Annotated in this window: 17 protein-coding genes; 5 read left to right on the top strand and 12 right to left on the bottom strand. The window is 66.7% G+C overall.

The features are described 5' to 3' along the window. The first annotated feature begins 17 nt into the window (after nt 1–17). Complete coding sequence (locus tag OSH07_RS17620) at nt 18–1,088, top strand: glycosyltransferase (RefSeq protein WP_266340000.1); 1,071 nt, start codon at nt 18–20, stop codon at nt 1,086–1,088. 4 nt (nt 1,089–1,092) lie between these two features. Here the strand turns inward: OSH07_RS17620 and OSH07_RS17615 are convergent, their stop codons facing one another. Continuing rightward, nucleotides 1,093–2,289, bottom strand: coding sequence for a glycosyltransferase (locus OSH07_RS17615; RefSeq protein ID WP_266339999.1), 1,197 nt, complete (start codon nt 2,287–2,289; stop codon nt 1,093–1,095). 12 nt (nt 2,290–2,301) lie between these two features. Next, nucleotides 2,302–3,084 (bottom strand): WecB/TagA/CpsF family glycosyltransferase, encoded by a 783-nt coding sequence (locus OSH07_RS17610; RefSeq protein WP_266339998.1) that lies wholly within the window; start codon nt 3,082–3,084, stop codon nt 2,302–2,304. A 132-nt stretch (nt 3,085–3,216) separates the two neighbouring features. Here OSH07_RS17610 and OSH07_RS17605 point away from each other — a divergent pair, with 132 nt between their 5' ends. Beyond that, nucleotides 3,217–4,323, top strand: coding sequence for an endo-1,4-beta-xylanase (locus tag OSH07_RS17605; protein ID WP_266339997.1), 1,107 nt, complete (start codon nt 3,217–3,219; stop codon nt 4,321–4,323). On the opposite strand, the gene OSH07_RS17600 is transcribed toward OSH07_RS17605, so the two are convergent. Both OSH07_RS17600 and OSH07_RS17595 read right to left on the bottom strand, forming a co-directional pair. Continuing rightward, a complete protein-coding gene (locus tag OSH07_RS17600) occupies nt 4,320–5,381 on the bottom strand; it encodes a glycosyltransferase (protein ID WP_266339996.1) in 1,062 nt (353 codons plus the stop codon). The two genes, OSH07_RS17605 and OSH07_RS17600, sit on opposite strands and share 4 nt — an antisense overlap. 5 nt (nt 5,382–5,386) lie before the next feature. Next, complete coding sequence (locus OSH07_RS17595; RefSeq protein ID WP_266339995.1) at nt 5,387–7,555, bottom strand: Wzz/FepE/Etk N-terminal domain-containing protein; 2,169 nt, start codon at nt 7,553–7,555, stop codon at nt 5,387–5,389. Nucleotides 7,556–7,902: 347 nt separating this feature from the next. Here OSH07_RS17595 and OSH07_RS17590 point away from each other — a divergent pair, with 347 nt between their 5' ends. Genes OSH07_RS17590 through OSH07_RS17580 form a run of 3 tightly spaced genes read left to right on the top strand, consistent with a single transcriptional unit; the run spans nt 7,903 to nt 11,725 of the window. Beyond that, complete coding sequence (locus OSH07_RS17590; protein ID WP_266339994.1) at nt 7,903–8,985, top strand: acyltransferase; 1,083 nt, start codon at nt 7,903–7,905, stop codon at nt 8,983–8,985. Next, nucleotides 8,982–10,283, top strand: a complete 1,302-nt coding sequence (locus tag OSH07_RS17585) for a VpsF family polysaccharide biosynthesis protein (RefSeq protein ID WP_266339993.1) — start codon at nt 8,982–8,984, stop codon at nt 10,281–10,283. Before OSH07_RS17590 ends, OSH07_RS17585 begins: the two co-directional genes overlap by 4 nt. Continuing rightward, on the top strand, nt 10,277–11,725 hold the full coding sequence (locus OSH07_RS17580) for a lipopolysaccharide biosynthesis protein (protein ID WP_266339992.1): 1,449 nt from the start codon (nt 10,277–10,279) through the stop codon (nt 11,723–11,725). Before OSH07_RS17585 ends, OSH07_RS17580 begins: the two co-directional genes overlap by 7 nt. Nucleotides 11,726–11,731: 6 nt before the next feature. Here OSH07_RS17580 and OSH07_RS17575 read toward each other — a convergent pair whose 3' ends face one another. From OSH07_RS17575 to OSH07_RS17540, 8 genes are all read right to left on the bottom strand, one after another. After that, nucleotides 11,732–12,859, bottom strand: coding sequence for a GNAT family N-acetyltransferase (locus OSH07_RS17575; protein ID WP_266339991.1), 1,128 nt, complete (start codon nt 12,857–12,859; stop codon nt 11,732–11,734). Nucleotides 12,860–12,899: 40 nt separating this feature from the next. Further along, nucleotides 12,900–13,838: a hypothetical protein gene (locus OSH07_RS17570; protein WP_266339990.1), complete on the bottom strand. Its 939-nt coding sequence runs from the start codon at nt 13,836–13,838 to the stop codon at nt 12,900–12,902. Between the two features lie 169 nt (nt 13,839–14,007). Further along, on the bottom strand, nt 14,008–16,074 hold the full coding sequence (glgX, locus tag OSH07_RS17565; RefSeq protein WP_266339989.1) for a glycogen debranching protein GlgX: 2,067 nt from the start codon (nt 16,072–16,074) through the stop codon (nt 14,008–14,010). Further along, nucleotides 16,074–17,525: a glycogen synthase GlgA gene (glgA, locus tag OSH07_RS17560; RefSeq protein ID WP_266339988.1), complete on the bottom strand. Its 1,452-nt coding sequence runs from the start codon at nt 17,523–17,525 to the stop codon at nt 16,074–16,076. Before glgA ends, glgX begins: the two co-directional genes overlap by 1 nt. A gap of 150 nt (nt 17,526–17,675) precedes the next feature. Then, nucleotides 17,676–18,941 (bottom strand): glucose-1-phosphate adenylyltransferase, encoded by a 1,266-nt coding sequence (gene glgC, locus OSH07_RS17555; RefSeq protein WP_266339987.1) that lies wholly within the window; start codon nt 18,939–18,941, stop codon nt 17,676–17,678. 71 nt (nt 18,942–19,012) lie between these two features. Further along, nucleotides 19,013–21,205 carry a 1,4-alpha-glucan branching protein GlgB gene (gene glgB, locus OSH07_RS17550; RefSeq protein ID WP_266339986.1) on the bottom strand — a complete coding sequence of 731 codons (2,193 nt, stop codon included), beginning with the start codon at nt 21,203–21,205 and terminating at the stop codon, nt 19,013–19,015. A gap of 16 nt (nt 21,206–21,221) precedes the next feature. After that, entirely contained in the window at nt 21,222–23,720 is a 2,499-nt protein-coding gene (locus OSH07_RS17545; protein WP_266339985.1) for a glycogen/starch/alpha-glucan phosphorylase, read from the bottom strand. A gap of 251 nt (nt 23,721–23,971) precedes the next feature. Beyond that, nucleotides 23,972–24,709 carry a Crp/Fnr family transcriptional regulator gene (locus OSH07_RS17540; RefSeq protein WP_266339984.1) on the bottom strand — a complete coding sequence of 246 codons (738 nt, stop codon included), beginning with the start codon at nt 24,707–24,709 and terminating at the stop codon, nt 23,972–23,974. Nucleotide 24,710: the final 1 nt, after the last annotated feature.

Genomic DNA, 24,710 nt, shown 5'->3' with positions numbered 1-24,710 from the left:
GCGGAACGAGCAGGCTAGTGGCAAAGCGTAAGTATCTCTTTTACACGCGATCGCTCGCCGGCGGCGGCGGGGCCGAACGCGTCTGGGCGCTGCTCGCCTCGCATTTCGCAGCAGAGGGCAATGACGTGGTGCTCGCCGTCGACGGCGTGGGCGACGGGACGACCGGGCTCGATCCGGCCGTGCGGGTCGAGGTGCTGCCCTCCGGAAACCGCGCCGGCGTCGCCGCTCTCGCCCGGCTGCTTCGCGATTTCGCGCCAGATGTCGCGCTCTCTGCCCTTTCCGGCAATGCCACCAAACTGGCGCTCGCCAAGCTCCGGGCCCGCAACCGCGTGCCGCTGGTGATCTCCTTCCATGGTTTCGAGGAGTACAAGACCGGCAGACTCGCCGCCGCCGCCTATTACGGCATGCCGATCCTCACCAAGCTGTGCAGCCGGATCGTCTGCGTCTCCGAGACCCTGAAGACGGTGATGGTCGACCGCTGGGGCGCCGAAGCCGACAAGACGGTGCGGATCTACAATCCGGTACCCCTGCCCGCGACGACAATCGACGCTTCGAGCCTCGCGGCGCGCGCGCCAAACATCGTCGCCGTCGGACGGCTGTCGCGCGAAAAGGGCTTTGACGATCTGGTCGCCGCCTTTGCCCAGGTCTCCGCCTCCGGCGCGACGCTGACGATCGCGGGCGAGGGACCGGAACGACCGGCGCTGGAAGCGCAGATCCAGCAGCTCGATCTCGGCTCGAAGGTGCGGTTGGCGGGATATACCGATCCGACGCCGCTCTATGACGCGGCGCGGCTCTGCGCGATCCCGTCGCGCACAGAGGCGTTCGGCATGGTCGCCGTCGAGGCGCTGGGAGCCGGCCTGCCGGTGGTCGCCACCGCCTGCGCCGGTCCGCGCGAGATCCTCGCAGGCGACCGCTTCGGCAAGATCGTGCCGATCGGTGCCCCGCGGACCATGGCCGAAGCGATCGACGCGACGCTGGCCGATCCCGGCGATCCCGGCCCCCGCATCGCGCGCGCCCGCCAGTTTTCGAGCGAGGCCGGCTTCGCGGCCTGGCAGAAGCTGCTCGACGAGATCGCCCGCGAGGAGTGACCCGCTAGCTCCGAGCGGCCGCCAGTTGCCGATGCCGCTCGAACAGCTTCGGCATCTGCACCTTGGTCGAATAGGGAACCGCCTTGGCGCGGATCGCCTCCGGCGCCAATCGGCCGGTCGCGATCTCGTCCCAAAGCGTCAGGAAGCCCGCCGTCATCTGCTCCGCCGAGGCGAGGGCATCCGCCGGGCGCTCGACCAGGAAGCCGCTCTCGCCCGCGACGAGCAGCGGATCGAACTGCGGCAGACGGATCGCGCCGACGGGACGGCCGGTCGAGAGCAGTTCGAGCAGGTAGCAGGGCATGCCTTCGAAGAAGGAGGTGAGCACGCCGGAATGGCATTGCCGCATGATCGCGGCCACGCCTTCGGAATTCTGGAAGCCATGCCGGATCGTGAACGGCTCGATCGCGGCGAATTCGGCGAAGCGATGAGGATCGCTGGTTCCGATATAGTGGAACTCGAACCGCCCGCCCCGCGCCGCATGCAGGCGGCGCATGGTCTCGAACATCAGGGGCGGGTCCTTGAAGGTGTCGAGGCGGCCGGCGAAGACGATTCGGAACACGTCGCCTTCCGGGAACGGCGCCAGCGCGAAGCGGTCCATGTCGACCGAGACGGTCAGCAGCTCCGACTTCGTCACGAATTGCGGCATCACCTTCTTGAACCGCTCGATGATGTTCTGGTTGACGCAGACGATGCGGCTGGCGAGGCGAAGCGCGATGCGCTCGTTCAGGGCGTTGATGTACCAGAATCGCTTGATGAGCGAATCCATCTGGTCCTTGCGGCTACCCTCGCCATGCACGAGTTGAACCACCGGACGCCCGAGCATCCGGCCGATCGGCGCGAACTCGAAACGCTGCAGCTCCGTCGTCGCGTGAGGCGCGTCGCCGAGCCGGCGGATCGTCGGCAGGTAGCGCAGCGCGCCGAGCGCGAAGCGCAGCGTCACCGATTGCCAGAGCTTCTTGGCGGCGCCATGGATCTCGCGGTCCGGAATGTGCACGACGGGAAGGAAGTCGATCGTGTGGTCGCCGACCGCCAGCTTGACCACCTTGCCGAGCTCGAGATCGCCTCGCTCGTCGACGCCAACCAGCAGGACCGAGAAATCCGGCGGATGGCGCTCGAACATCAGGCGGACATGCGTCTCGATACCGCCGACCTTCGAGCCGCGCGGATCGATCGGATGCAGCATGGTCAGCCGGTGTGTCATTCTCGAATTACCCTAGCCGCGCGCGGAGCCCTTCATCAGGTAACCGATGTAGTAGCCCATCGAGCGGGCGTAGCGCATCCCCAACCGGCGCGGCTCCTGGATGAAGCGCCAGACCCATTCCGTCCCGGTGCGCTGGAACAGAAGCGGCGCGCGCTTGCTGCGGCCCGAAATGAAATCGAGCGCCGCGCCGATGCAGATGTAAATGACCCCGGAGGGCCGCTGCTGCACGGCGGCATGTGCGAAGAGCTCCTGCTTCGGCGCGCCGAGCGCCACGAAGCAGATGCCTGCGCCTGAAGCGGCGATGCGGCCGGCGGCGGCCATCGCGTCGGCCCCGACCGGATCGAAGCCGCGCGGCGGCGATTCCGAACCCGCGATCTCAAGACGGGGAATGGCGGCTCTGAGCCGCGCGGCGGCCTCGTCGCGGATGGCGTCGGATGTGCCGAAGAGATGGATCGAGACGCCGGCGGCGGCGGCGGCCTCGCAGAGCGGCACGACCAGATCGGCGCCGGTCACGCGATCCACCGCAACGCCCTGGCGTCGCGCGATGCTGACGACGGGCGCGCCGTCCGCCGTCACATAGGTCGCGGCGGCGTAGGCCTCGCGAAATCGGGCATCGTCCCTGAGCTTGACCAGATGGTCGAGGTTGAGCGTGAAGACATCACCGCCGATGCCGTTCGCCGCATCCGAGATGACGCGTGCGATCAGTTCGGCCTGCGTCGCGACATTCACCCGCCCAGCATCGATGCGCACGAGATCCGGCGGCGTTGTCGATCGCATGGTGTCTGAACTTGCCATGATCGCCTGCTCGTCTCCCGTTTATCCAATCGGCGGCTTCCGGCCAAGGCGTTGCGCCTCGCCGAGGCTTGCCGGGTACCGATATAGCTGAGAAGGTTAAAAAGACTGGAACCGGACGCGATGGAGACCGCCGTGAAGTTCTCCCGCAGGGATTTCCTTGCCGCTGGCGCCGGATTGTCAGCCGCGCTGCTGCGGCCGCCAGGGATCGCGGCGACACCGAAGAGCGAAACTCTGGGCGCGATCGCCGGGCAAGCCCGCGTCGTCTTCGGCACGTCGATCGCCGCCGATACGCTGGAGAACCAAGCCCAGGCTTCGCTCTATGTCGAACAGGCGCGGATCTTCACGGTCGACTGGGCGCTGATCTTCGGCCATCTGCGGCCCGAAGCCAATCTCTTCCTGCCGGGAGACGCGGAAGCGATCCTCGCCTTCGCCGAACCGGCGGGCATTCCCGTTCACGGCCACGCCCTCGCCTGGAATGAGAGCCGGCCGGAATGGCTGATGGCGCTGTCGCGGGCCGAAAAGCAGAAGGCGCTCGACCGCCATATCGACGAGACCGTCGGCTATTTCGCGGGCCGTCTGCCGTCCTGGAATGTGGTCAACGAACCATTCTGGCCGGGCCACGGCCTGGCCGGCGACTTTCGCGGCGGTCCCTGGCTGGACGCGTTCGGTCCGGACTATGTGAGCCGCGCCTTCAAGCGCGCTCAAGCCGCTGACCCGAAGGCTCGGCTGGTCCTGAACGAGGCGATGACGGAGGTCTGGAACGAGGACGGCGCAAAAATCCGCGCCGGTCTCCTGAAGCTTGTCGACAGGCTGCAGCACGACGGCGTGCGGCTCGACGCGGTGGGGCTGCAGGGGCATCTGGACCCAGGACGCCCGTTCGACGATTCCGGCTTCGCAGACTTCCTGCACCAGCTGGCCGAACGCAAGATCGACATCCTGATCACCGAGCTGGACGTCGACGACAGCAGCTTTCCGGACGACATCCCGGCGCGCGACGCCGCCGTCGCCGCCCGCTACCGCGACTTCCTGAATGCCGTGCTGAGTGTGCCGGCGGTCAAGACGGTGATCACCTGGCAGCTCGCCGATTCCGCCAGCTGGTATGAGCACGCCGCGCGCGAGGCCGACCCCGACGCGAAGCGCCTGCCCCGGCCCCTGCCCTATGATTCGGATTTCCGGCCAAAGCCTGCCGTCGACGCGATCGTGGCGGCGCTCACGGGCCGGCCGAAGCGAACGCCCTAGCCACGCGCGGCGAGCTTGGCGGCGAGACGTTCGATCAGCTGTTCCTGATCGCGGTCGGCGGCGCTGTTCCAACGATCGAGATTGGCCTTCGCGAGCTGCGCCGCCGCCGCCAGCCCGTCCGGCGCATCAATGAGCCGGGCCCGGATGCGCAAGGCCGCCTCACCCGGCCTGGCGGGATCGACCAGCAGCCCGGAAGGGCCGAGCGCCTCGCGAAATACCTTGATATCGGCCGCGATGGTGGCGAGCCCGCCCTGTTGCGCCTCCAGCGGCGCCAGGCCGAGACCTTCGTCATGCGAGGTGGTGATCAGCGCGTGCGCGGCGGCGATCAGTTCGCGGACGCGGTCGGCCGGCTGATAACCGTGCAGCGTCACATGCGGCATGGCCTTCAGCGCGTCGACCTCGTTGCCCCAGCCGAGGCGGCCGACGATATCGAGCCTCGCATCGACGCCGGTCGCCTGCAGCGCGGCGACGACGGCGGCGGCGGCGCGGAGGTTCTTGCGTGGTTCGACCGTGCCGATCGCGATCAGCCGAAGCGCCTGCCCCTTCGACCAGATACGGGCCCGGCCAGCCTGATGGGCGATGCCGAAGACATCGCGGACGCATGGCCGATAGAGCGAAATCTCCGCATCCGGCCGGGCGAAGCGGGAGACCTCGTCGCGGGTGGTTTCGGAATTGACGAGCAGCCACGGCAGACGGCGCAAGGCGAAACGAAATGCTGGCGCCATATAGGTTTGGGCGCGCCAGTTCAGATCCTGCTTCCGTGTCAGCAGGAAGGTGTCATGAATGTAGGGAATGACGCGATCACCGAACAGCGACACAGGGATCGACGGCGGAAAGCCCGGACAGAGCGCCAGCGAGCGCCGATTGGCCGCGAGCCGCGCGGGGAGCCGGACCGTCTGGGCCACAATCATGCCGCGCGTGCCGGAGGCGCGCAGAGGCTCCACCGGAAGCGGCGCAAGCGCTTCGGCAGAAAAGAGTTCGAGCGTAATCCGTTCCAGCCCCGTCACGTAGCGGCCGAGATGGCTCTCGTCGACATGGATGACGGGGGACTGCGCCATGGCGATCAAGCCGTCGCGGTCGCGGGGGGCGCATCGTCGACGACGACCGACGTCGCCCGGGCCGCCACCATGCCTCGCAGGTCCGGCACGAGGCGGCGAAGATCGGCGAACATGGAGCGGATCTCCGGAGAATCCGCCTCCTCGGCATCGACGACCATGACGACGTCGTCGGCGATATCGACCAGGGAACTGAACAGGGCCGGCGGACAGGAGGGGCCGAGATCGACCACGACGCGCTGGAACCCATCCGCCACGTCGCGGATCGTCTCGACCAGGCGTTCGCCATGAAAGCCGATCTGGTGGCGCAGGCGCGCGCTCGCGGCGGGCAGAAGCACGATGGAGGCGCCCTCGAGCCGACTGCCGATGGCGTCAGCCTCGGCGTGACGGAGATCGAGATCGAGAATGCCGGAGACGTCGCGGCCGAGAAGCGAGGAACCCGTCGTCACCGCGCCGCTATTGGCATCGATCAGCAGCGTCTCGGCCGACTGCTCCGCCATGACGCGGGCCAGGCCATAGGCCACGGCGGCGATCGCGCCGCTGGCGGCGGTTCCGAACAGGACATGCACCGCCGGCCCCTCCGTATCGGCCGGCTTCATCAGCTGGTCGGCGAGCGACTGGAAGGCAGGGCGGGAGTCGACGGCAACGCCGCCCATCAGTTCTCCGGCCGCCTCCTCGGTCACCACGTCGCCGCTCGCCAGCGACCCGGGAACGCCGATTTCGGCAAGCACATTGCCGGGCTCGGGCGGGGCGGGACGGGCCTCCGGCAGTTCAGCTTTTGGCCCGGCCGCGTCATCGACGAGATGAAGCGCGGGCGTCCCCTGGGGACGGTCCAGGCGCGAACGACCACGATAGAGCGCGAGGGCGAAGCCGACGCCGAGACCGCCGATGCCGGCCAGCCCCAGGATGATCTTCTTGCGCGGCCAGGAGGGATAGAGCGGCACCTGCGCCGGGCTGATGATGCGCGCGTCGGAAACCTGGAGATTCTCCTGCAGCCCGGTCTCCTGCGCGCGGGCGACGAAGGCGCGGTAAACGTCACGACGGATCGTCGCCTCGCCTTCGAGATCGCGAAGCGCGATGCTGGCGTCGCTCGTCTGGCTCACTTTGTTCGTCGCGGCGGCCAGCGCCGCGGCGGAACTCGCGACCTGCGACTTGGCGAGGTCCGCGTCGACGCGGGCGCGCGCCACCATCGTGTCGAGCTCCTGCTTGATCAGGCCGCGGCTGCGGGCGATGTCGGCATCGATCGCCTGCATGCGCGGATGGCGATCGCCGAGCGTCTGCTGCAATTCGGCCTGCTGCCGCAGCGCCAGCGCATACTCGACCTTCAGGCGGCCGAGCACGGGGGAATCCACGGACGAAAGCGCCGAGGCGAGATCGCCGCCGCCCGAACGTGCGATGGCGTCGAGCTTGGCCAGGCGGCTGGAAGCCTCGTCGGCCTTGAGCCGCGCCGTAACGTTCGCCTCATTCAACTGCTTCAGCGTCTGCTCGTCGACCGGTCGCCCGTCGACCTGGACGACGTTGTTCTCGCGGCGATAGGCCTCGACGCGGTCCTCGGCCTCGCGCGCCTTGGCCTTCAGGTCGTCGATCTGCCGGGCAATCAGGATATTGGCCTGGCGCGCGGCGTTCTGCTTGGCCTCGGTGAGACTGGCGATGAAGGCGTCGGCGACCGCGTTCGAAAGCCGGGCCGACTTCTCCGCCGAAGTCGAGGAGACGATGACGTCGATGACATAGGTCTGGGCGCCGCGCTCGGCGCGGACATGGCGCGCGAAGGAATTCATCACGGCGTCCAGATCGGCCGGATTGCCGGTGCCGCCGAATTCGGGATCATCGATGAGATGCTCCCGTTCGACCACCTTGCGCAGCGTGCCGGTGGCGGTGACGAGATCGACCTGCGTCTCGATCCAGCTCAGATCGACGCCCTGGGTCGGGCGCACCACTTCCTCGCCGACGAGCTGCTTGTCGCGCGGATCGAGCAGCACGCGGGCCGTCGCCTGATAGACCTTGTCGGCCAGATAGGAATAGGCGAACCCGGCGCCGACGAAGAGCGCGGCGACCAGCAGGATCAGCAGGACCTGGCGGCGCAGCATCGCCAGCAGCATGGAGAGGTCAATGGAATCCGAGGCGGCGGAATCGAACGCTCCGCCGGCTTCGCCCGCCGGATCGGAGGGGCGACTCATCGAGAAATTTGCCTTGGCCGCCATTGTCTTCCATGGACGAGGATGGAATCCGCACGCCTTACGGATCGCCGGCCCGCAGGTCCGACCCAATGACTATGGAGACGCGCGATTAAGGATACCTAAACGTTGATTTGAGGCCGCGTCACGGCGATTTGTTCATGAATCGCGCAGCCGCCTGTCTTCCCCGCGCGACGAAAGATCCGTCCTCGCGTTCACGGACTCGTCGCTTGCTTTTTGCACGCGGGATGAAACGGTTAACGCTATCGCCAGAAACAGGGACGCGTCGGGCGGGAATGGGCTTATAGCTCGTGCGCGCGCAACCCTGCGCAACGGACAAGTTCTAAGGCATGGTGACGACCTCCCCTCGGAGAGACAGGCATATCGAGGCACTACGCGGTTTGGCCTGCGTGCTGCTCGTCGCCTACCACGTCATCGGCAATGACCCGCAGCACGGGATGCACATCGCCGGACACAATGGCTGGCGGCTCTTCACCGAGCTATTCATCCACATCCGCATGCCGCTGTTCTCGTTCCTGTCCGGATACGTGTTCCAGGCTTATGTCGCCGACCGCGCGGCGCTGTCCGTCGCCTTCGGCAAGAAGCTGCGCCGGATCGGCATCCCCTTCGTGGTCGTCTCCACCCTGTTCTATTTCTGCTTTGGCCTGATCAACCACGATTTCTCGCAACCGATCTGGCAGATCTACCTTCTGCCCTACGAGCACTACTGGTATCTGCAGGCAACCATGCTGATGATGGCAGCACTGCTTACCGGAAACTATATCGCCGGGAGGCATTCCCGCGCCTTCATGACGGCGCTGTTTCCAGTCGCCTGCGCCATCTTCGTCGCCGCGCCGACCTTCAATCCCGACCTGTTCGCCATCGGCTCGGCGTTCTATCTCCTGCCCTATTTCCTGCTCGGCCAATTGCTGCGGGTCTGGTCGCTCAACGCGCGGATCGGCGACGTGCCGGCGCGACGGCGCCTCGTGACAGCCCTTTTGGGGCTGGCCGTGGCCGTGCTGTTCCTGCTCAATCTCGGGCAGTATGAAGGCTGGAACGGGCTGAACTTCGCCCGCCAGTCCACCTTCGGGCTCCTGTTCGGGCTGGCCGCCTGCCTGTTTCTCTTCTTCAGTCGCCTGACCTGGCAGCCGCTCGAATTCGTCGGCGGCTATTCCTATACGATCTATCTCTTCCACGTCTTCTTCACCGCCGCGCTTCGCAAGGCGCTGGGGACGCTGCTGCCCGGCCTGCCAAACGGGGTGTATTTCGCCGCGGCCCTCGTCGTCGGTCTCGGCATGCCGATCCTGCTCCATCGGCTGCTCGTCCGCACGCGCTGGACGGCGCTCCTGTTCCTCGGCATCACGCTGCGCCCGGTGAGCGGCGCGCGCGCCGATGGCGCGGATGCGAAAGCGGAGAAGGCGGCGACGACATGAGCGCTTCCCGGACCGCGCCGAGCTTCCATCGACCGATCCGGATTGCGCGCCCCTACGGGCTCGCCACAGGCCTGACGGCGCTCACCGTCGCCGTGCTGTTCCTGGTCTCGTCCAAGGTGCTGCAAGCGGCCGGCCTGCCCTATGCGTCTGCGGGCGGATCGCCGCTCGCAAAATTTCATCCGGCGACGTTCCTGTCGCTGGCCTCGCTCGCCGTATGGGCGGTCGCGATCGGTCCGGGGTCTATGCTGGCGACGCTGGCGGTGCGCCGGCCGGGCCTGCTCGTCTTCGCGATGGCGATCGCGCTGCTGACATTCCAGACCGCCATCGTCCAGAAGCTGCCGATCTCGGCGATCGCCGACACCTTCGTCCTGCCGCTGGCGCTGTTCGTCTCGCTCTCGGCGCTGCGCGCGCCGATGATGGAGCGACTGGTCATCGCGCTGCACCTGTTCTTTCTGGTCAACTCGACGCTCGGCTTCGCGGAGTATTTCACCGGCTGGCGGCTGACGCCCTATTATTCAGGCGGCGAGGTCATCACCTATGACTGGCGATCGACGGCGCTGCTCGGACATCCGCTGATCAACACGCTCGCCACCGGGCTCTATCTGCTGATTCTGACCGGCCCCGGCGGCCGCCGCTTCGACCTGCCGCTTCGCACCTTCCTGCTGATCTACAACCTCAGCGCCATGGTCACCTTCGGCGGCCGCGCCGCAACCGTCGTGGTGCTGCTCCTGCTCGCCGCCCGCAGCGCCTGGAGCATCGCCGCCGTCCTCGCCGGCAGGCGGTTCCGCCTGCGCGACGCCTTCGCCGTCATCGTCGTGCTCACCCTGATCGCCACCGTCGGGTCGCTGCTGGTCCAGGGGGGTATTCTCGATACCTTCCTGAGCCGCTTCGAGGATGATTCCGGCAGCGCCGCCACCCGCATCGCCATGTTCCACATCTTCGACGGCATGGCACTGCGGGATCTGGTCTTCGCCCCCGACCTCGCCCATGTCGCTTCCAACCAGCGCCGGCTCGACCTCGCGATCGGAATCGAGAGCTTCGTGGTTGCCTTCTTCGCCTACTACGGCATCATCACCACGCTGCTGTTCTTTGTCGGGCTCCTCTTCTTCTGCTCCGAGATTCTCCGCAGCGTCGGGTGGGCGGGCCTGCTGCCGCTGGCCTATTTCTTCCTCGTGACGTCGACCTCGACCGGCATCGCCAACAAGACGACGGACATGGCGCTCATGATGACGATGATCCTGATCCTGCTCGATCGTCGCTTCATTCCGCCTTCCACCAACGAACCGCGCGCATGCTGATCCGCCAGACGATCCGCTACCTTCCGGCACAATTGCTGTCGCCCGCCTTCCAGCTGCTGTCGATGGTGGTGTGGACCTATTTCCTGCCGCCGGCCGAGATGGGCTCCTACGTGCTCATCACGGCGACGCAGGAGTTCGCCTATCTGATCGCGTTGTCCTGGTTCTCGGTCTACGCGCTGCGCTTCATGCCGTTCGAGCGCGGTCGGGCCGAGCGCAGCGCCTTCCTGCACACCGAAGCGGCGGTCATCTTCCTCTCGGTCGCAATCAGCCTCGTCGCCGCGGTGATCACGGTCGCGATCATCGACGTCACCCATCTCACCTGGCAAACCGTGCTGGTCGTCGCCTTCTTCTTCGCGACGCGCGGCATCAATACCCACTATTCCGAGCGGGCGCGGGCGCAGTCAAACATCCTGGCCTACACGCTGCTGCAGATCCTTGGGCCGATCCTCGGCTTCGGCATCGGCCTGGCGCTGCTGACATGGTGGCAGCCGACCAGCGAGGCTCTGATCCTCGCCTATGGCGCGGCGCAGTTCATCGCCAATCTCGTCGCCGCGCCGATGATCGGCATCGCCATCCTGCCGCGCCGGATCGAGGCCGCGATCCTGCGCGCCGCCTTCGCCTATGGCGGCCCGATCCTGATCCTCTATGGCCTCGGCTGGATCGCCGAGAACAATTTCCGCTACGTCGTCGGGCACATCTCGGGCGCCGCCGCCTTCGGCCTGATGGCCGTCGGCTGGGGACTCGGCCGGCGCTGCGCATCCTTCGGCGCCATGCTGGTCGCGGCGGCCGCCTTCCCGATCGCAGCCCGCCTCCTGAACGAGGGCAGGCGCGCCGAAGCGCTGCAGCAACTCGCCACCAACGCCGCCCTTCTGATCGGCGTCATGGCGCCGACCGTCGTCGGCATCGCCATGATCAGCACGCCTGCCACCGACCTGCTGATCGCCGAGCCCTACCGCGAGATGACCAAAACGATCCTCGGCCTGTCGGCACTCGCCGCCGCCATCCGCTTCCTGCATGTGCATGTCAGCGACCAGATCTTCATCCTGGAGAAGCGGCTCTCTTATGCCGGCATCGTCGACATCGTCGAGATCGTCGCCGCCGTCGTCCTGACCACCGCGGGACTGCTGCTCTTCGGTCCGATCGGCGCCGTAGTCGGCACGGCCCTCGGCTCGACCGCGGCAGCGGCCGTCAGCATGTATCTCGCCATGCGGAGGCTCGACTTCGTCCCGCCCGTGCTCGACATCGTCAAGGTCATGGCCGCAACCAGCGTCATGGCGCTCGGCCTCGCCCTCGTCCCGACCGCACGGAGCGTCACCGGGCTGGTACTGACGATTCTTCTCGGCATGGGGCTCTATGCGATCGCCATCCTGGTCGCCTATGGCGGCGAGGCGCGGACCATCCTACGACGCCGGCTGGACCGTCGCGCCCAAGCCGCCGCGTGAGCGGGCTCAGGCGGCCCGTCGCAATACCTTGCGGGCCAGCTTTTCAATCGCGGGATGGCGCTTGACGAACGCCTTGGCGCCTTCGTAGCCGACCGTCGACCAGCCGCGCCACGAGAGGCTCTCGTGAATGCTGACGAGCGGCACGCGTTCGACTTCGAAGGCGCGCTTGTGGCCGTAATCCCCGATCGTGAAATCGAAGACGCGATAGCCCTGCCGGTGCAGCGCCTCCATGGTCCGCTCGATCACCAGCCGGCCCGGCGAGCAATTGGCCCATTCACCACCTGCCGTGCTGATCCGCACCATAGAATAGTGATCGCCATGCGCGATGCCGAACAGGCCCGCGACCAACTCGTCGCCGGCGACCAGCGCCGACAGTTTCGCCGACCCGTCCTTGAGGCCATCGAGCAGCAGATCACGGTAGAAGGCGTCATAGTCCGGCTCGTCGAGCAGATAGGGCAGCCCGAGCGAGCGGATGCGCGCGCTCTGCTGCGCCGTCAGGTAGCCGTAGATCTTCCGGACCGTTTCCGCATCCTCGACGAAGATGAAGCGCGCGCGCTCGTCCCGCGTGAAGACACGCCAGAATCGCCCGAGTTCCTTTCGGTTCTCCTTGGCGAGGCTGCGCAGCCAGGTCTCGTAGTCGGTATCGATGCGGACATAATTGCCGAAGAGATGCGAGGCCTCGCCGCCGAGCGCCTGGACCAGCGGATTGGGCCGCCCGCCGATCTCCGTCACCACCTTGGTGAACTCGATCAGGTCGGCCGGCGGCAAGGCTGCGCGAACGGCGCGCCACAGCGACTGCGCCTCCGCGACATCGACCGGCGCGGCGGGTCCGAGCAGCGGCGCGTTGTAGTCGGTGATGCCGAGATCGGCGAATTCGATGGTTCTCAGACGATCGCGGCGCAGGATCAGCGGCAGCGCGACAGCAGCAGCTCCACCGGCGTCGGCGACATGAACGAGCAAGGGCTGGACATCGGGCCGGCCCGAGAAGGCGGCATACCAATGCGCCAGCCACGGCTCGGCCTGGAAGGGCGTCGGCGACGGCCCCTCGGCGAAGAAGGGCCGCCAGTCGCCGGCCGCCTCCTGCCAGGATCCATGCACGGTGACCGTCCAGCGATCACGCGCCCCGCTGCTCATCGCGCTCATCCTCCGCTCATGGCGGTTGTGCCAAAGAGCCTCAGACGACGTAAGCGGGGATGTCGACGATCGTCGTGGTTGTCCCCGGCGCAAGCCGGAAATCCACCGGCATCATCTTGCGCTGCTCACGCTTGTACCAGGGACTGCGGCGCCATCCCGCCTGCAGGGCGGCCTTGGCCCAGAAGGCCGGACCATCGGCGCTCCCGCGCTTCGGCTTGACGCCGAAATGCTTGCGGAGGATGCCGTTCGCCACGGTCATCATCTGTTCGCGACGGATTTCCTCCGTCCAGTGCTCGGTCGTCATCGAGACGCTGAGCTCGTCATGGTTCTCGACGCGGTGCGGGGCGTTCAGCTCCCAGGTCAGCATCTGGCCAGGCTCGAGATCGAGCACCAGCGCGTCGCGATCGAACTCGGGATCGTAGCGGAGCGCGGATTCCAGCCCGGTCAGCGCGATCTTCTCCAGTTCGACCTGCGGCAGGTAGGGCTCGGCGGCCGGATAGATATAGACGCGCTTGCGGCCGAGGATCTGCCAGAGCGCCTGCCCCGGAAGATCCGCGTGATAGTGCGCCTTGGCGTTGGGCGACGAGATCAGGATGCCCATTTCGTGGCCGAAGGAATGGAAGCCGGGCACGCGCTCACGGGCCTCGGCATAGATCGACTGCAACAGGTCGTTGTAGCGCTTGTCGACGAGCTTCAACTCGCGCAGCTGCAGCCACAGACCACCCGAGGCGATCTGCGCCATGACCTCATGGCCGCTGAGGCCGCCGACTTCGCCGCGACGCCAGATCTTCTTCTCCTCGCCGCGCGAACTGGTCCGCATCAGCGAGTAGTGCTCGATCGGGTAGCGCTCGATCAGTTCGGCCAGGGCTTCCTTGGAAAAGAGATCATTCTGGCTGAGCGTGTGATCGATCCGGATCGGCTTCCTGCCCCAGTCCCTGCTGAAGTCGCTGGACCAATTCCTGAAAATGGTATCGGGCACGACAGCCTCCGTCAGCAGATCCCGGTTCTTGCCTACAAGTTTAACGAAAAGCGCCCGCAGCGGCCATTGAATTTGGCCAACACAGTAAATGCTGGGCAAGCTTTATCTCGCGCGCTTTTCGTAAAATTCTCTTGATCGCGCAAAATACCAAGACCGGCGTAAGCATTCCCTAGCCGAGCAGGAGCAATGCCGACCTTGGCTCCAGGCGCAGGGACTGCGCGGACACGGACAAGGCCGCCCGGATGCCATCCGGATCGAAAGACGCCGCGCCGAGCCGCCAGCGACCGCCGCCGGCATGAGGCGGCAGACGCAGATCGATCGGCGCCGGACCGGCGTGCAGCACGAGGCAGACGCGATCGACCGTCCCGTCCCCGGCCCCTACCGCCAGCACGGCGACCAGCGTCCGGTTCCCCGGCGCGTGCCAGCCGGCCTCGTCCAGCAAGTCGCCGTCCGCGTCGAACCAGCCTACATCCGGCTCGTCGCTGCCCGGCACGGCCTTGCCGGTGAGCGGCCGGGGGTCGCGCAGCGCTGGATGATCCGCACGCAAGGCTATGATCTCGCTCGTGAAATCAATCAGTTCCTCGTCTGCCGAGAGCCAGTCGAGCCAGGCGAGCGGCGTGTCCTGCGCATAGGCGTTATTATTGCCCTTCTGGCTGCGGCCGAGTTCGTCGCCCATGGTCAGCATCGGCGTGCCGCGCGAGAACACCAGCGTCATCAGCAGCGCGCGGACATCGGCGCGGCGGCGGGCGAGGATCGCTGCGTCGGCCGTCTCCCCCTCCGCGCCGTTGTTCCAGGACTTGTTGTCGTCGGTGCCGTCGCGGTTGCGCTCGCCATTGGCGTCGTTGTGCTTGCGGACGTGGGCGACAAGATCGGCGAGCGTGAAGCCGTCATGCGCGGTAACGAAATTGACGCTTCTGGTAACGCCCCGGTAACGGGGCGCGAAGATGTCGGCCGAGCCGGCGAGGCGCGTGGCGATATCGCCGACCATGCCGGCATCGCCACGAAAGAAGCGTCGCACCGTGTCGCGATAGCGGTCGTTCCACTCGCCCCAGGCGGCCGGAAAATTGCCGAGCTGATAACCGCCCGGGCCGATGTCCCACGGCTCGGCGATCAAGACGAGATCGCGCAGCAGCGGGTCCTGCTCGATCGCGGCGAGCAGCGGCGCGGCAGGATCGAAACCATCCTCGCGCCGGCCGAGCGTGGTGGCGAGGTCGAAGCGGAAGCCGTCGACGCCGGCGCGCTCGACCCAGGTCCGGAGCGCATCCATGACGAGGCGCACGACCGGCGGGCGATCGCAGGCGAGGGTGTTGCCGGTGCCGGCGTCGTTGACATAGCCGGAGGGGTCGCCGTGCTCGAGCCTGTAGTAGGTGGAGTTGTCGAGGCCGCGCAACGACACGGTCGGGCCGAGATGGTCGCTCTCGCCCGAATGGTTGAAGACGACATCGAGGATGACGGCGATGCCGGCCGAATGAAGCGCCGCGACGGCGTCGGCCACTTCGGCGAAACCGCCCGGCGCCAGGCGCGGATCCGGCGCCATCCAGGCGATCGGGTTATAGCCCCAGTAATTGACGAGGCCGAGCGGCGGCAGGTGGCGTTCGTCGAGCCAGGCCGCGACCGGCAGCAGTTCGACCGTGGTGACGCCGAGCCGCTTCAGATGCGCGATCGAGGCGGGATGACCGAGGCCGGCGAAGGTGCCGCGAATGGCCTCCGGCACGGCCGGATTGCACTTGGAAAAGCCGCGCACATGCAGTTCGTAGATCACCTGCCGGTCCCAGGCGATCGGCGGCGTCAGGCGCGGCCTTGCCTTCGCGGCGGCGGTGACGATCGCCTTCGGCACGATGGCGGCGCTGTCGCGCCCGTCGCTCGCCGCACCCAGGCGGCGCGCATCGAACAGGACGTCGTCGAGCCGGAACGGCCGGTCGAGCGCCAGGGAATAGGGATCGACCAGGAGTTTCGCGCCATTGAAGCGCAGGCCCGCCTCCGGACGCCATGCCCCCTCGGCGCGCAGGCCATAGCGCGCGCCCGGCCGGACGCCCTCGACATGGCCGTGATGGACGTCGCCCGTGCGGCCCGGCAGGCGGATGCGGCGAAGCTCGACCTCGCCTTCCGCGTCGAAGAGGCAGAAGAAGATCGCCTCGGCATGGGCGGAAACGACCGCGACATTGACGCCGGTCGTGGTCGGCGTGACGCCGAGCGGTTCGGCCGATCCCTCGCCGACGGGCATGCCGGCCACCATCAGCTTGCCGCCGCCAGATCCCGATAGAGCCTCGCATAGGCGGCTGCCGGCCGGGTCCAGGAAACATCGGTCTTCATGGCGTTCTTCTGCAGCTTCTTCCAGCTCGGACGGTCGCGCCAGAGCGCGGCGGTGCGCAGGATCGCGCCTTCCAGCGCGTCGCCGGAGACGGGGTTGAACTGGATGCCGGTGCCGACGCCGGCGGCGAGCGCTACCTCGTTGGCGTCGATCACAGTATCCGCCAGACCGCCGACGCGAGACACCAGAGGCAGCGCGCCATAGCGCAGCGCACAGAGCTGCGTCAGCCCACAGGGTTCGAAGCGAGACGGCACCAGGATCACGTCCGAGCCAGCCTGGATCAGATGCGCCAGCTCCTCGTCATAGCCGTTCAGCATGCCGACGCGGCCGCGATGCAGCGTGGTGGCGGCGGCAAAGCCGTTCGCGAGCCCCGGTTCGCCCGAGCCGAGCAGCGCCAGCTGCCCGCCGGCGCCGAGCAGCGCCGGCAGCCGTTCCAGCAGGAGGTCTAGCCCCTTCTGCCAGCTCAACCGGCTGACGACGCCGAAGATCAGCGCATTCGGATCGACGTCGAGCCCGAGCTTCTGCTGCAGAGCCTTCTTGTTGGCGGCGCGGCCGGCAAGGCGCGCCAGATCGAAGGGGGCGGCGATCCTCGGATCGTCGGCCGGGTTCCAGACCCCGGTGTCGATGCCGTTCAGGATGCCGGAAACCGCGTTGCCGCGGCTGCGCAGCAGGCCGTCGAGCCCCATGCCGCCCTCCGGAGTGCGGATCTCGGACGCATAGGTCGGCGACACGGTGGTGATGCGGTCGGAAAGCTGCAGGCCTGCCTTCAGGAATCCGATGGTGCCGTAATATTCGACGCCGTCGATGGCATAGGCGTGGGCCGGCAAACCGAGGGCCGGCAGCAGGTCCCGGCCATACTGGCCCTGGAAGGCGAGGTTGTGGACGGTCATCACCGTCGGCACGGCCGGACGGTCGGAATAGCGCAGATAGGCGGCGGTCAGGCCCGTCTGCCAGTCATGCGCGTGGATGACGTCCGGCTTCAGCTTCGGCACCAGCCCCTGCCCGATCTCGGCCGCCGCGCGCGAAAGCGCGGCGAAGCGAAGCGGATTGTCGAGCCAGTCCTTGCCACCGGCATCGACATAGGGATTGCCCGGCCGGTCGAAGAGATGCGGCGCGTCGAGCACCAGAAGGTCGAGCCCCGCCGCATGCGCCTTCAGAAGCCGGGCGTCGCGGCCGAACAGGCCGGCGAAGGTGTGCACGACCTCCGGCTTCTTCAGAGCCGCCAGCACGGCCGGGTAGCCCGGAACCAGCGTCGTCACCGCCACATCCTCCGGCGCCAGCGCGCCCGGCAGCGCGCCGGCAACGTCGGCCAGGCCGCCGGTCTTCACCAGCGGGTAGATCTCGGAGACGACGGCGAGGATCTTCAGGGTCATCAACTACAGGCCTTTTGACAAGGAAGCCCCTCACCCCGCCCTCTCCCGCAGGCGGGAGAGGGAGTCCCTCCGCCTGCGCGCGATCGTGGGCAAGGAAGCCGGCAGAAAGCCCTCGCCCGCTTGCGGGAGAGGGTTGGGTGAGGGTCTTGCGGACTATTCCTCCAGCGCGTCGATCATCGGCTGGGTGATCAGGCAGATGCCGTTCGCGGTTCGCATGAAGCGCTTGGCGTCGAGCTCGGGATCCTCGCCCACCACCAGCCCTTCCGGGATTTGCACACGCGCATCCACCACCACGTTGGAGAGGCGCGCCGAGCGGCCGACGTCGACATAGGGGAGGATCACGCCGTTCTCGATATGCGAATAGGAATTGCAGCGCACGCCGGTGAAGAGCAGCGCACGCTCCAGCGAAGCGCCGGAAACGATGCAGCCGCCGGATACCAGCGAGGACAGCGCATAGCCGCGCCGGTGATCCTCGTTGTGGACGAACTTCGCCGGCGGCGTGACCTCGCTATAGGTCCAGATCGGCCAGTTGCGATCGAACAGGTCGAGATCCGGCACGATGCTGGTCAGGTCGATATTCGCTTCCCAGTAGGCGTCCACCGTCCCGACATCGCGCCAGTAGCTGACCGATTCCTGGGTCGAGCGCACGCAGGAATTCTCGAAGTGATGCGCGACCGCCTTGCCGTTCTTGACGATGTTCGGAATGATGTCCTTGCCAAAGTCGCGGCTGGAATTCGGATCGTTGGCGTCGCGCTCCAGTTCCTCGATCAGGAACTTGGTGTCGAAAACATAGATGCCCATCGAGGCCAGCGCCTTGTCCGGCTTGCCGGGCATGGCGGGCGGATCCTTCGGCTTCTCGACGAACTGCAGGATGCGGTCCGTCTCGTCGACATGCATGACGCCGAAGCCGGTCGCCTCCATGCGCGGCACTTCGAGGCAGCCGATCGTCACATCGGCGCCGGAGTCGACGTGCTGCTGCAGCATCAACTCATAGTCCATCTTGTAAATATGGTCGCCGGCGAGGATGACGAAATACTTGGCGTCATAGTCCTTCAGGATGTCGAGGTTCTGGTAGACGGCGTCGGCCGTGCCGCGATACCAGGCGTCCTCGGAAACGCGCTGGCTGGCCGGGAAGACGTCGAAGATCTCGTTGCGCTCCGGGCGGAAGAAGTTCCAGCCACGGTTCAGGTGGCGGATCAGGCTGTGCGCCTTGTATTGCGTGGCGACGCCGATCTTGCGGATGCCGGAATTCACGGCATTGGAAAGCGCGAAATCGATGATGCGCGACTTGCCGCCGAAATAGACAGCCGGCTTGGCGCGCCGATCCGTCAATTCCATCAGGCGGCTGCCGCGTCCACCCGCCAGCACGAAGGCCATGGCATTACGCGCAAGAGGCGCGTTGGTCTGCGGCCGTTCCATCCTTTGTCCCTCCAAAACGCTCGTTGCCCTGCAGTGTTTTTGTCAAACCAAGCCCCCGCGCCGCAGCCGGCCTATGGATCGAACTCGAAGAAGACGGTCGAGAGCGGGGGAAGGACCATTGTGGCCGAAGCCGGAAAACCATGCGCCGGCACCGGGACGGCCTCGACGGCGCCCAGATTGCCCTTGCCGGAGCCGCCATAGATCTCGGCGTCCGAATTCAGGATCTCGCGCCAGCGCCCGGCTTCGGGCACGCCGACGCGGTAGAAATCGCGCACGACCGGCGTGAAGTTGGAGACGACGAGAACCGGCCTGTCGCCCGGCGCGCCGAAGCGCAGGAAGGCGAAGACCGACTGTTCCTTGTCGTCGGCGACCACCCAGCGGAATCCCTCGCCCTCGCAATCGCGCGCATGGAGGGCCGGATGCTGGCGGTAGGCATGGTTCAGGTCGCGCACGAAGTCGCGCAGGCCGGCATGGGCCGGCTCTGCCAGCAGATGCCAGTCGAGGCTCTGGTTGAAGTTCCATTCGTTCTGCTGGCCGAACTCCTGGCCCATGAACAGCAGCTTCTTGCCGGGGTGCCCCCACATGAAGCCGTAATAGGCGCGCAGATTGGCGAATTGCTGCCAGCGATCGCCCGGCATGCGACCGAGGATCGAGCGCTTGCCATGCACGACCTCGTCATGGCTGAGCGGCAGGACGAAATTCTCCGAGAAGGCATAGAGCAGGCCGAAGGTCAGCTTGTCGTGGTGGTAGCGGCGATGGATCGGCTCGAGCGACATGTAGTCGAGCGTGTCGTGCATCCAGCCCATGTTCCACTTGAAGCCGAAGCCGAGGCCGTTTTCATGCGCCGGACGCGACACGCCGGGCCAGGCGGTCGATTCCTCCGCGATCGTCACCGTGCCGGGATGCTCGCCATAGCAGAGCTGGTTGACGCGGCGCAGGAAGGCGACGGCATCCTTGTTGTCGTTGGTGCCATCCGGGTTGGGCAGCCACTCGCCCGCCTTACGCGAATAATCGAGATAGAGCATCGACGCCACGGCATCGACGCGCAGGCCGTCGACATGGAAGCGATCAAGCCAGTAGAGCGCGCTGGCGGCGAGGAAGTTGGCGACCTCGGCGCGGCCGAAATCATAGATCGCCGTGTTCCAGTCAGGATGGAAGCCGCGGCGCGGATCGGCATGCTCGTAGAGCGGCTTGCCGTCGAAATGGGCGAGGCCGTGCCGGTCGGTCGGGAAATGCGCCGGCACCCAGTCGAGGATGATGGCGAGGCCCGCCTGATGGGCGCGATCGACGAAGCGGGCGAAGCCGGCGGGATCGCCATGGCGGCGTGTCGGCGCGAACAGTCCGATCGGCTGATAGCCCCAGCTGTCGTCGAGCGGATGCTCGCTGACCGGCAGCAGTTCGAGATGGGTGAAGCCCATCTCGACCGCATAGGGGATCAGCCGGTCGGCAAGTTCGTCATAGGTGAGGAAGGCATTGCCGTCGCCGCGCTGCCAGGAGCCGAGATGGACCTCGTAGATGGCCATCGGCTTCCGGCGCGCCTGCCCCTCTTCGCGCTGGCGCAGATAATCATCGTCGCGCCAGCTGAAATTGTCGGTCCGCGCCACGATCGAGGCGGTCGAGGGCCGCAATTCGCCGGCGAAGCCGACCGGATCGGCCTTGAGCGGCTGCACGATGCCGTCGGCGCCGACGATCTCGTATTTGTAGATCTCGCCCTCGCCGAAGCCGGGCGCGAACAGCTCCCACAGCCCGCTGTCGACGCGCTTGCGCATCTGGTGGCGGCGGCCGTCCCAGCCATTGAAGTTACCGACGACGGAAACGCGCTGCGCGTCGGGCGCCCAGACGGCGAAATGCACGCCGTCAACGCCCTGATGATGCAGCAGATGGGCGCCGAGCTTGGCGTAGAGCTGTCGGTGGGTGCCCTCGACGAGCAGATAGTCGTCGGTGGCGCCGAGCACGCCGGCGAAACTGTAGGGATCGTAGAAGGTCCAGCCGCCGCCGGCATTCTCGGCGCGGAGGCGATAGCCGAAGCGTTCGGACCGGCCGGGAATCAGTCCCTCGAAGAAGTCCGTCCCGGGCCGCCGCTCCAGCGGCGCGACCCGCCTGCCGTCGAGATCCTCGACGGCAAGCGTCTCGGCATGGGGCACGAAGGCGCGGATGACGAGGCCGTCATCCGTCTCGTGCGGCCCGAGAAGGGCAAAGGGATCACCATGGCGCGCGGCAATCAGGGCTTCGACATCTGCACCACTCGCACGCCAAACCGACATCGCGTCTCCGTATGCCCTAGCCTGCCGGCCGGACGGGTACGTTCCAGATCTCCTTGGCGTATTCCGCGATGGTGCGGTCCGAGGAGAACCAGCCGACCCGAGCCGTATTCAGCAGGCTCGCCTTCCACCATGCTGCTCTGTCGAGCCACAGCGCGTCAACGTCTCGTTGCGCGGCATAGTAGGAATCGAAGTCGGCGGTCACCAGGAAGTAGTCGTGATGGCGCAATGCCGTTGTCAGCGCGGCGAAGCGGCCGGGCTCGCCGGGCGAGAAGATGCCGCTCTCGATCGCCTCCAGCACGTCCGCCAGCATGCGGGACTTCGCGATCGTGTCGCCGGCGTCGATGCCGGCGGCGCGGCGGGCCGCGACCTCCTCGGTGGTCAGGCCGAAGATGAAGATGTTGTCGTCGCCGACGCGCTCGTGGATCTCGACATTGGCGCCGTCGAGGGTGCCGATGGTGAGCGCGCCATTCAGCGCCAGCTTCATGTTGCCGGTGCCGGACGCCTCCATGCCCGCCGTCGAGATCTGCTCGGACAGGTCGGCGGCCGGGATGATCATCTCGGCGAGGCTGACATTGTAGTTCGGCAGGAACACGACCTTGAGCAGGTCGCGCACGGTCGGGTCGCTGTTCACCACCTGCGCCACGTCATTGGCGAGCTTGATGATCAGCTTGGCCTGGTGGTAGCTCGCCGCCGCCTTGCCCGCGAAGATCTTTACCCGCGGCACCCATTCCTTGTGAGGCTGGGCGCGCATAGCCTGGTAGAGCGCGATCGTCTCCAGGATGTTGAGCAGCTGGCGCTTGTATTCGTGGATGCGCTTGATCTGCACGTCGAACAGCGCGTTCGGATTGACGCGGATGTCGAGCCGGTCGCGGATCAGCTTGGCGAGCGCCACCTTGTTGTTGCGGCGGACGGCGCCGAAAGCGTCGTGCAGCGCCGTGTCGCCGACACGCGGCTCGAGCCGGTCCAGCACAGTGGCATCGTCGAGGATCTCCGGGCCGCAGGTGTCGACGAGGATGCGCGTCAGGCCCGGGTTGGCCTCGTGCAGCCAGCGCCGGAAGGTAATGCCGTTGGTCTTGTTGTTGACGCGTCCCGGGTAGACGAGGTCGAGGTCGTGGAAGATCGTCTTCTTGACCAGGTCGGAATGCAGCGCCGAAACGCCGTTGATCGAATGCGAGCCGATGAAGGCGAGATGGCCCATGCGCACGCGCCGGCCATTGTTCTCGTCGATCAGCGAGACGGAGGAGAGGAAGCGGTCGTTCGATTCGGGGAGCTTCTTCGCCTTCTCGAGATGGATCGCGTTGACGAGGTAGATGATCTGCATCTGGCGCGGCAGCAGCCGCTCCAGGAGCGGCACCGGCCAGGTTTCCAGCGCCTCGGGCAGCAGCGTGTGGTTGGTGTAGCCGAGCGTGCGGACGGTGATGTCCCAGGCCTCGTCCCACGGAATCTCGCGCAGGTCGACGAGGATGCGCATCAACTCGGCGACGGAGATCGCCGGGTGGGTATCGTTCAGCTGGATCGCCACCTTGTCCGGCAGCGAGCGGATGTCGCCATAGGTGCGGGTATGGCGATGGATCAGGTCCTGCAGCGAGGCGGAGACGAAGAAATATTCCTGCCGGAGGCGCAGCTCCTGCCCGGCCGCGCTCTCGTCGCTCGGATAGAGAATCTTGGAGATCGTCTCGGCCCGCACCTGCTCGACCAGCGCGCCGATGTGATCGCCGGAGTTGAAGGCGTCGAGGCGGAGCGGGTCGACGGCGCGCGCCGACCAGAGGCGCAGCGTGTTGACGTGGCGGCCGCGCCAGCCGGGGATCGGCGTGTCATAGGGCACCGCCTCGATCGTCTCGGCCGCGTGCCAGACATAGCGCGCGACGCCGGAGGGCGTCATGATCGCCTCGACCGAGCCGCCGAACTGGATGTCGTAGACGACCTCGGGACGCTCGAACTGCCAGGGATTGCCGAAGGAGAGCCAGGTCTCGGGATATTCCTGCTGCCAGCCGCCCTTCACCACCTGGCGGAACAGGCCGTGGTCATAACGGATGCCATAGCCATAGGCCGGGATCGACAGCGAGGCCATCGAATCCATGAAGCAGGCGGCGAGACGGCCGAGGCCGCCATTGCCAAGCGCCGCGTCCGGCTCGACGGTGCGCAGCCGCTCCATGTCGACGCCGAGATCGCCGAGCGCGGCGCGGAACGCCTCGGTCAGGCCGAGATTGTTCATCGCGTCGAACAGCAGCCGGCCGATCAGGAATTCGAGCGACAGGTAGTAGACCCGCTTGCGGCCCTCGGCATAGGTCGCCTTGGAGGAGGCGATCCAGGGATCGACCATGCGGTCGCGCACGGCGAGCGCCGTCGCGACGAACCAGTCGCGGTCGCTGGCGGTGACGGCGTTCTTGCCGACGGCATAGGTGAGCTTGGCGTTGATGGCGTCGCGCGCGGCGGCGATCTGGGCCTCCGTCGGCGTGGCGGCGGGACTCCGCGCCGGCTCCACCGCCTCGGCATCCTCGGTCGATATCGACATGGTAGCGTCTTGCATCGATAGGCCTCGTCGTGGCTCGCCGCGTCCTGCCTTGCACCCGGCCCCCGGCGAACGCTCGGGCCAGGCAGAATTCCATGCAACAACAATGCCGGATCGAATTGCCCCGCCGGATTCAACCATAAGGGCGCAAAACGGAACCGCATTGCTGCGGCACCTTATGCCATAGTCCGTTTCGGCAAGACGACAGCCTATTTTTCAGTCATTCGGCCGGGAGCCCTTGGCGCGGGCGCCGCTCAGGCATCGCGCATCGAGCGATGCACGATGATGCGATGGCCGTCGACCGAGAGGCGGCCTTCCTTGATCAGGGCGCGAATCTGCTTGTTCACGGCCTCGCGGCTCGCGCCCAGCATCTGCGCCAGCGTGCCCTGGGTCAGGTCCAGCTCGACCACGGCGACATCGCGCTCGATGCGGCCATGGATGAGAGCGAGCTGGCGCAGGAGCACCAGCAGGCGGTGGCGCAGGTCGGTGAACACGGCGCGGTTCACCTGCTCGTTGGTCTGGCGGAGCCGCTCGCAGAGGCTCAGGATGATCTGGCGCTGCAGCTGGCTGGAAGTGTCGAGCAGGTTCAGGAAGGGCTGGCGCGGCACGAAGATCAGCTTCGTCTCCGTCAGCGTGGCCGCGCCGGCGCTGCGCGGCAGGCCGTCGATCAGCGCGATCTCGCCGATCACCTCGCCTTCCTCGAACAGCTGGATCGTCAGTTCGCGGCTGTCGTCCGCCGTCAGAAAGATGCGCACGATGCCGTCGACGACAGAATAGAGCCCGTCCGATTCGTCGCCCTGGGAAAACAGCACCGTATCGGCGGGATAGGTCGTGACGCGGGCGATCTGCGCCAGACGCGTCAGATCTTCCTTTTCGAGGCCGTTGAAGAAGCTCGTCCGACCGAGCCAGGAAACAATCTCGCCGACCTGCACCCTGCCCTCCGTCGTGATCTGCGTACTACCCTGATGCGTTGTGTAACGGATAGCATTCAAT

Source organism: Kaistia nematophila (genome assembly GCF_026343855.1).
GTDB lineage: Bacteria > Pseudomonadota > Alphaproteobacteria > Rhizobiales > Kaistiaceae > Kaistia > Kaistia nematophila.
This window is presented reverse-complemented; position numbering and strand designations above follow the sequence as displayed.

Excerpts from the sequence above, each read along its gene's own strand:
- OSH07_RS17615 (WP_266339999.1), bottom strand. The coding sequence starts at position 2,289 with ATGACACACCGGCTGACCATGCTGCATCCGATCGATCCGCGCGGCTCG.
- OSH07_RS17610 (WP_266339998.1), bottom strand. The coding sequence starts at position 3,084 with ATGGCAAGTTCAGACACCATGCGATCGACAACGCCGCCGGATCTCGTG.
- OSH07_RS17600 (WP_266339996.1), bottom strand. The coding sequence starts at position 5,381 with ATGGCGCAGTCCCCCGTCATCCATGTCGACGAGAGCCATCTCGGCCGC.
- OSH07_RS17595 (WP_266339995.1), bottom strand. The coding sequence starts at position 7,555 with ATGAGTCGCCCCTCCGATCCGGCGGGCGAAGCCGGCGGAGCGTTCGAT.
- OSH07_RS17590 (WP_266339994.1), top strand. The coding sequence starts at position 7,903 with ATGGTGACGACCTCCCCTCGGAGAGACAGGCATATCGAGGCACTACGC.
- OSH07_RS17585 (WP_266339993.1), top strand. The coding sequence starts at position 8,982 with ATGAGCGCTTCCCGGACCGCGCCGAGCTTCCATCGACCGATCCGGATT.
- OSH07_RS17580 (WP_266339992.1), top strand. The coding sequence starts at position 10,277 with ATGCTGATCCGCCAGACGATCCGCTACCTTCCGGCACAATTGCTGTCG.
- OSH07_RS17575 (WP_266339991.1), bottom strand. The coding sequence starts at position 12,859 with ATGAGCAGCGGGGCGCGTGATCGCTGGACGGTCACCGTGCATGGATCC.
- glgX (WP_266339989.1), bottom strand. The coding sequence starts at position 16,074 with ATGGTGGCCGGCATGCCCGTCGGCGAGGGATCGGCCGAACCGCTCGGC.
- glgC (WP_266339987.1), bottom strand. The coding sequence starts at position 18,941 with ATGGAACGGCCGCAGACCAACGCGCCTCTTGCGCGTAATGCCATGGCC.
- glgB (WP_266339986.1), bottom strand. The coding sequence starts at position 21,205 with ATGTCGGTTTGGCGTGCGAGTGGTGCAGATGTCGAAGCCCTGATTGCC.
- OSH07_RS17545 (WP_266339985.1), bottom strand. The coding sequence starts at position 23,720 with ATGTCGATATCGACCGAGGATGCCGAGGCGGTGGAGCCGGCGCGGAGT.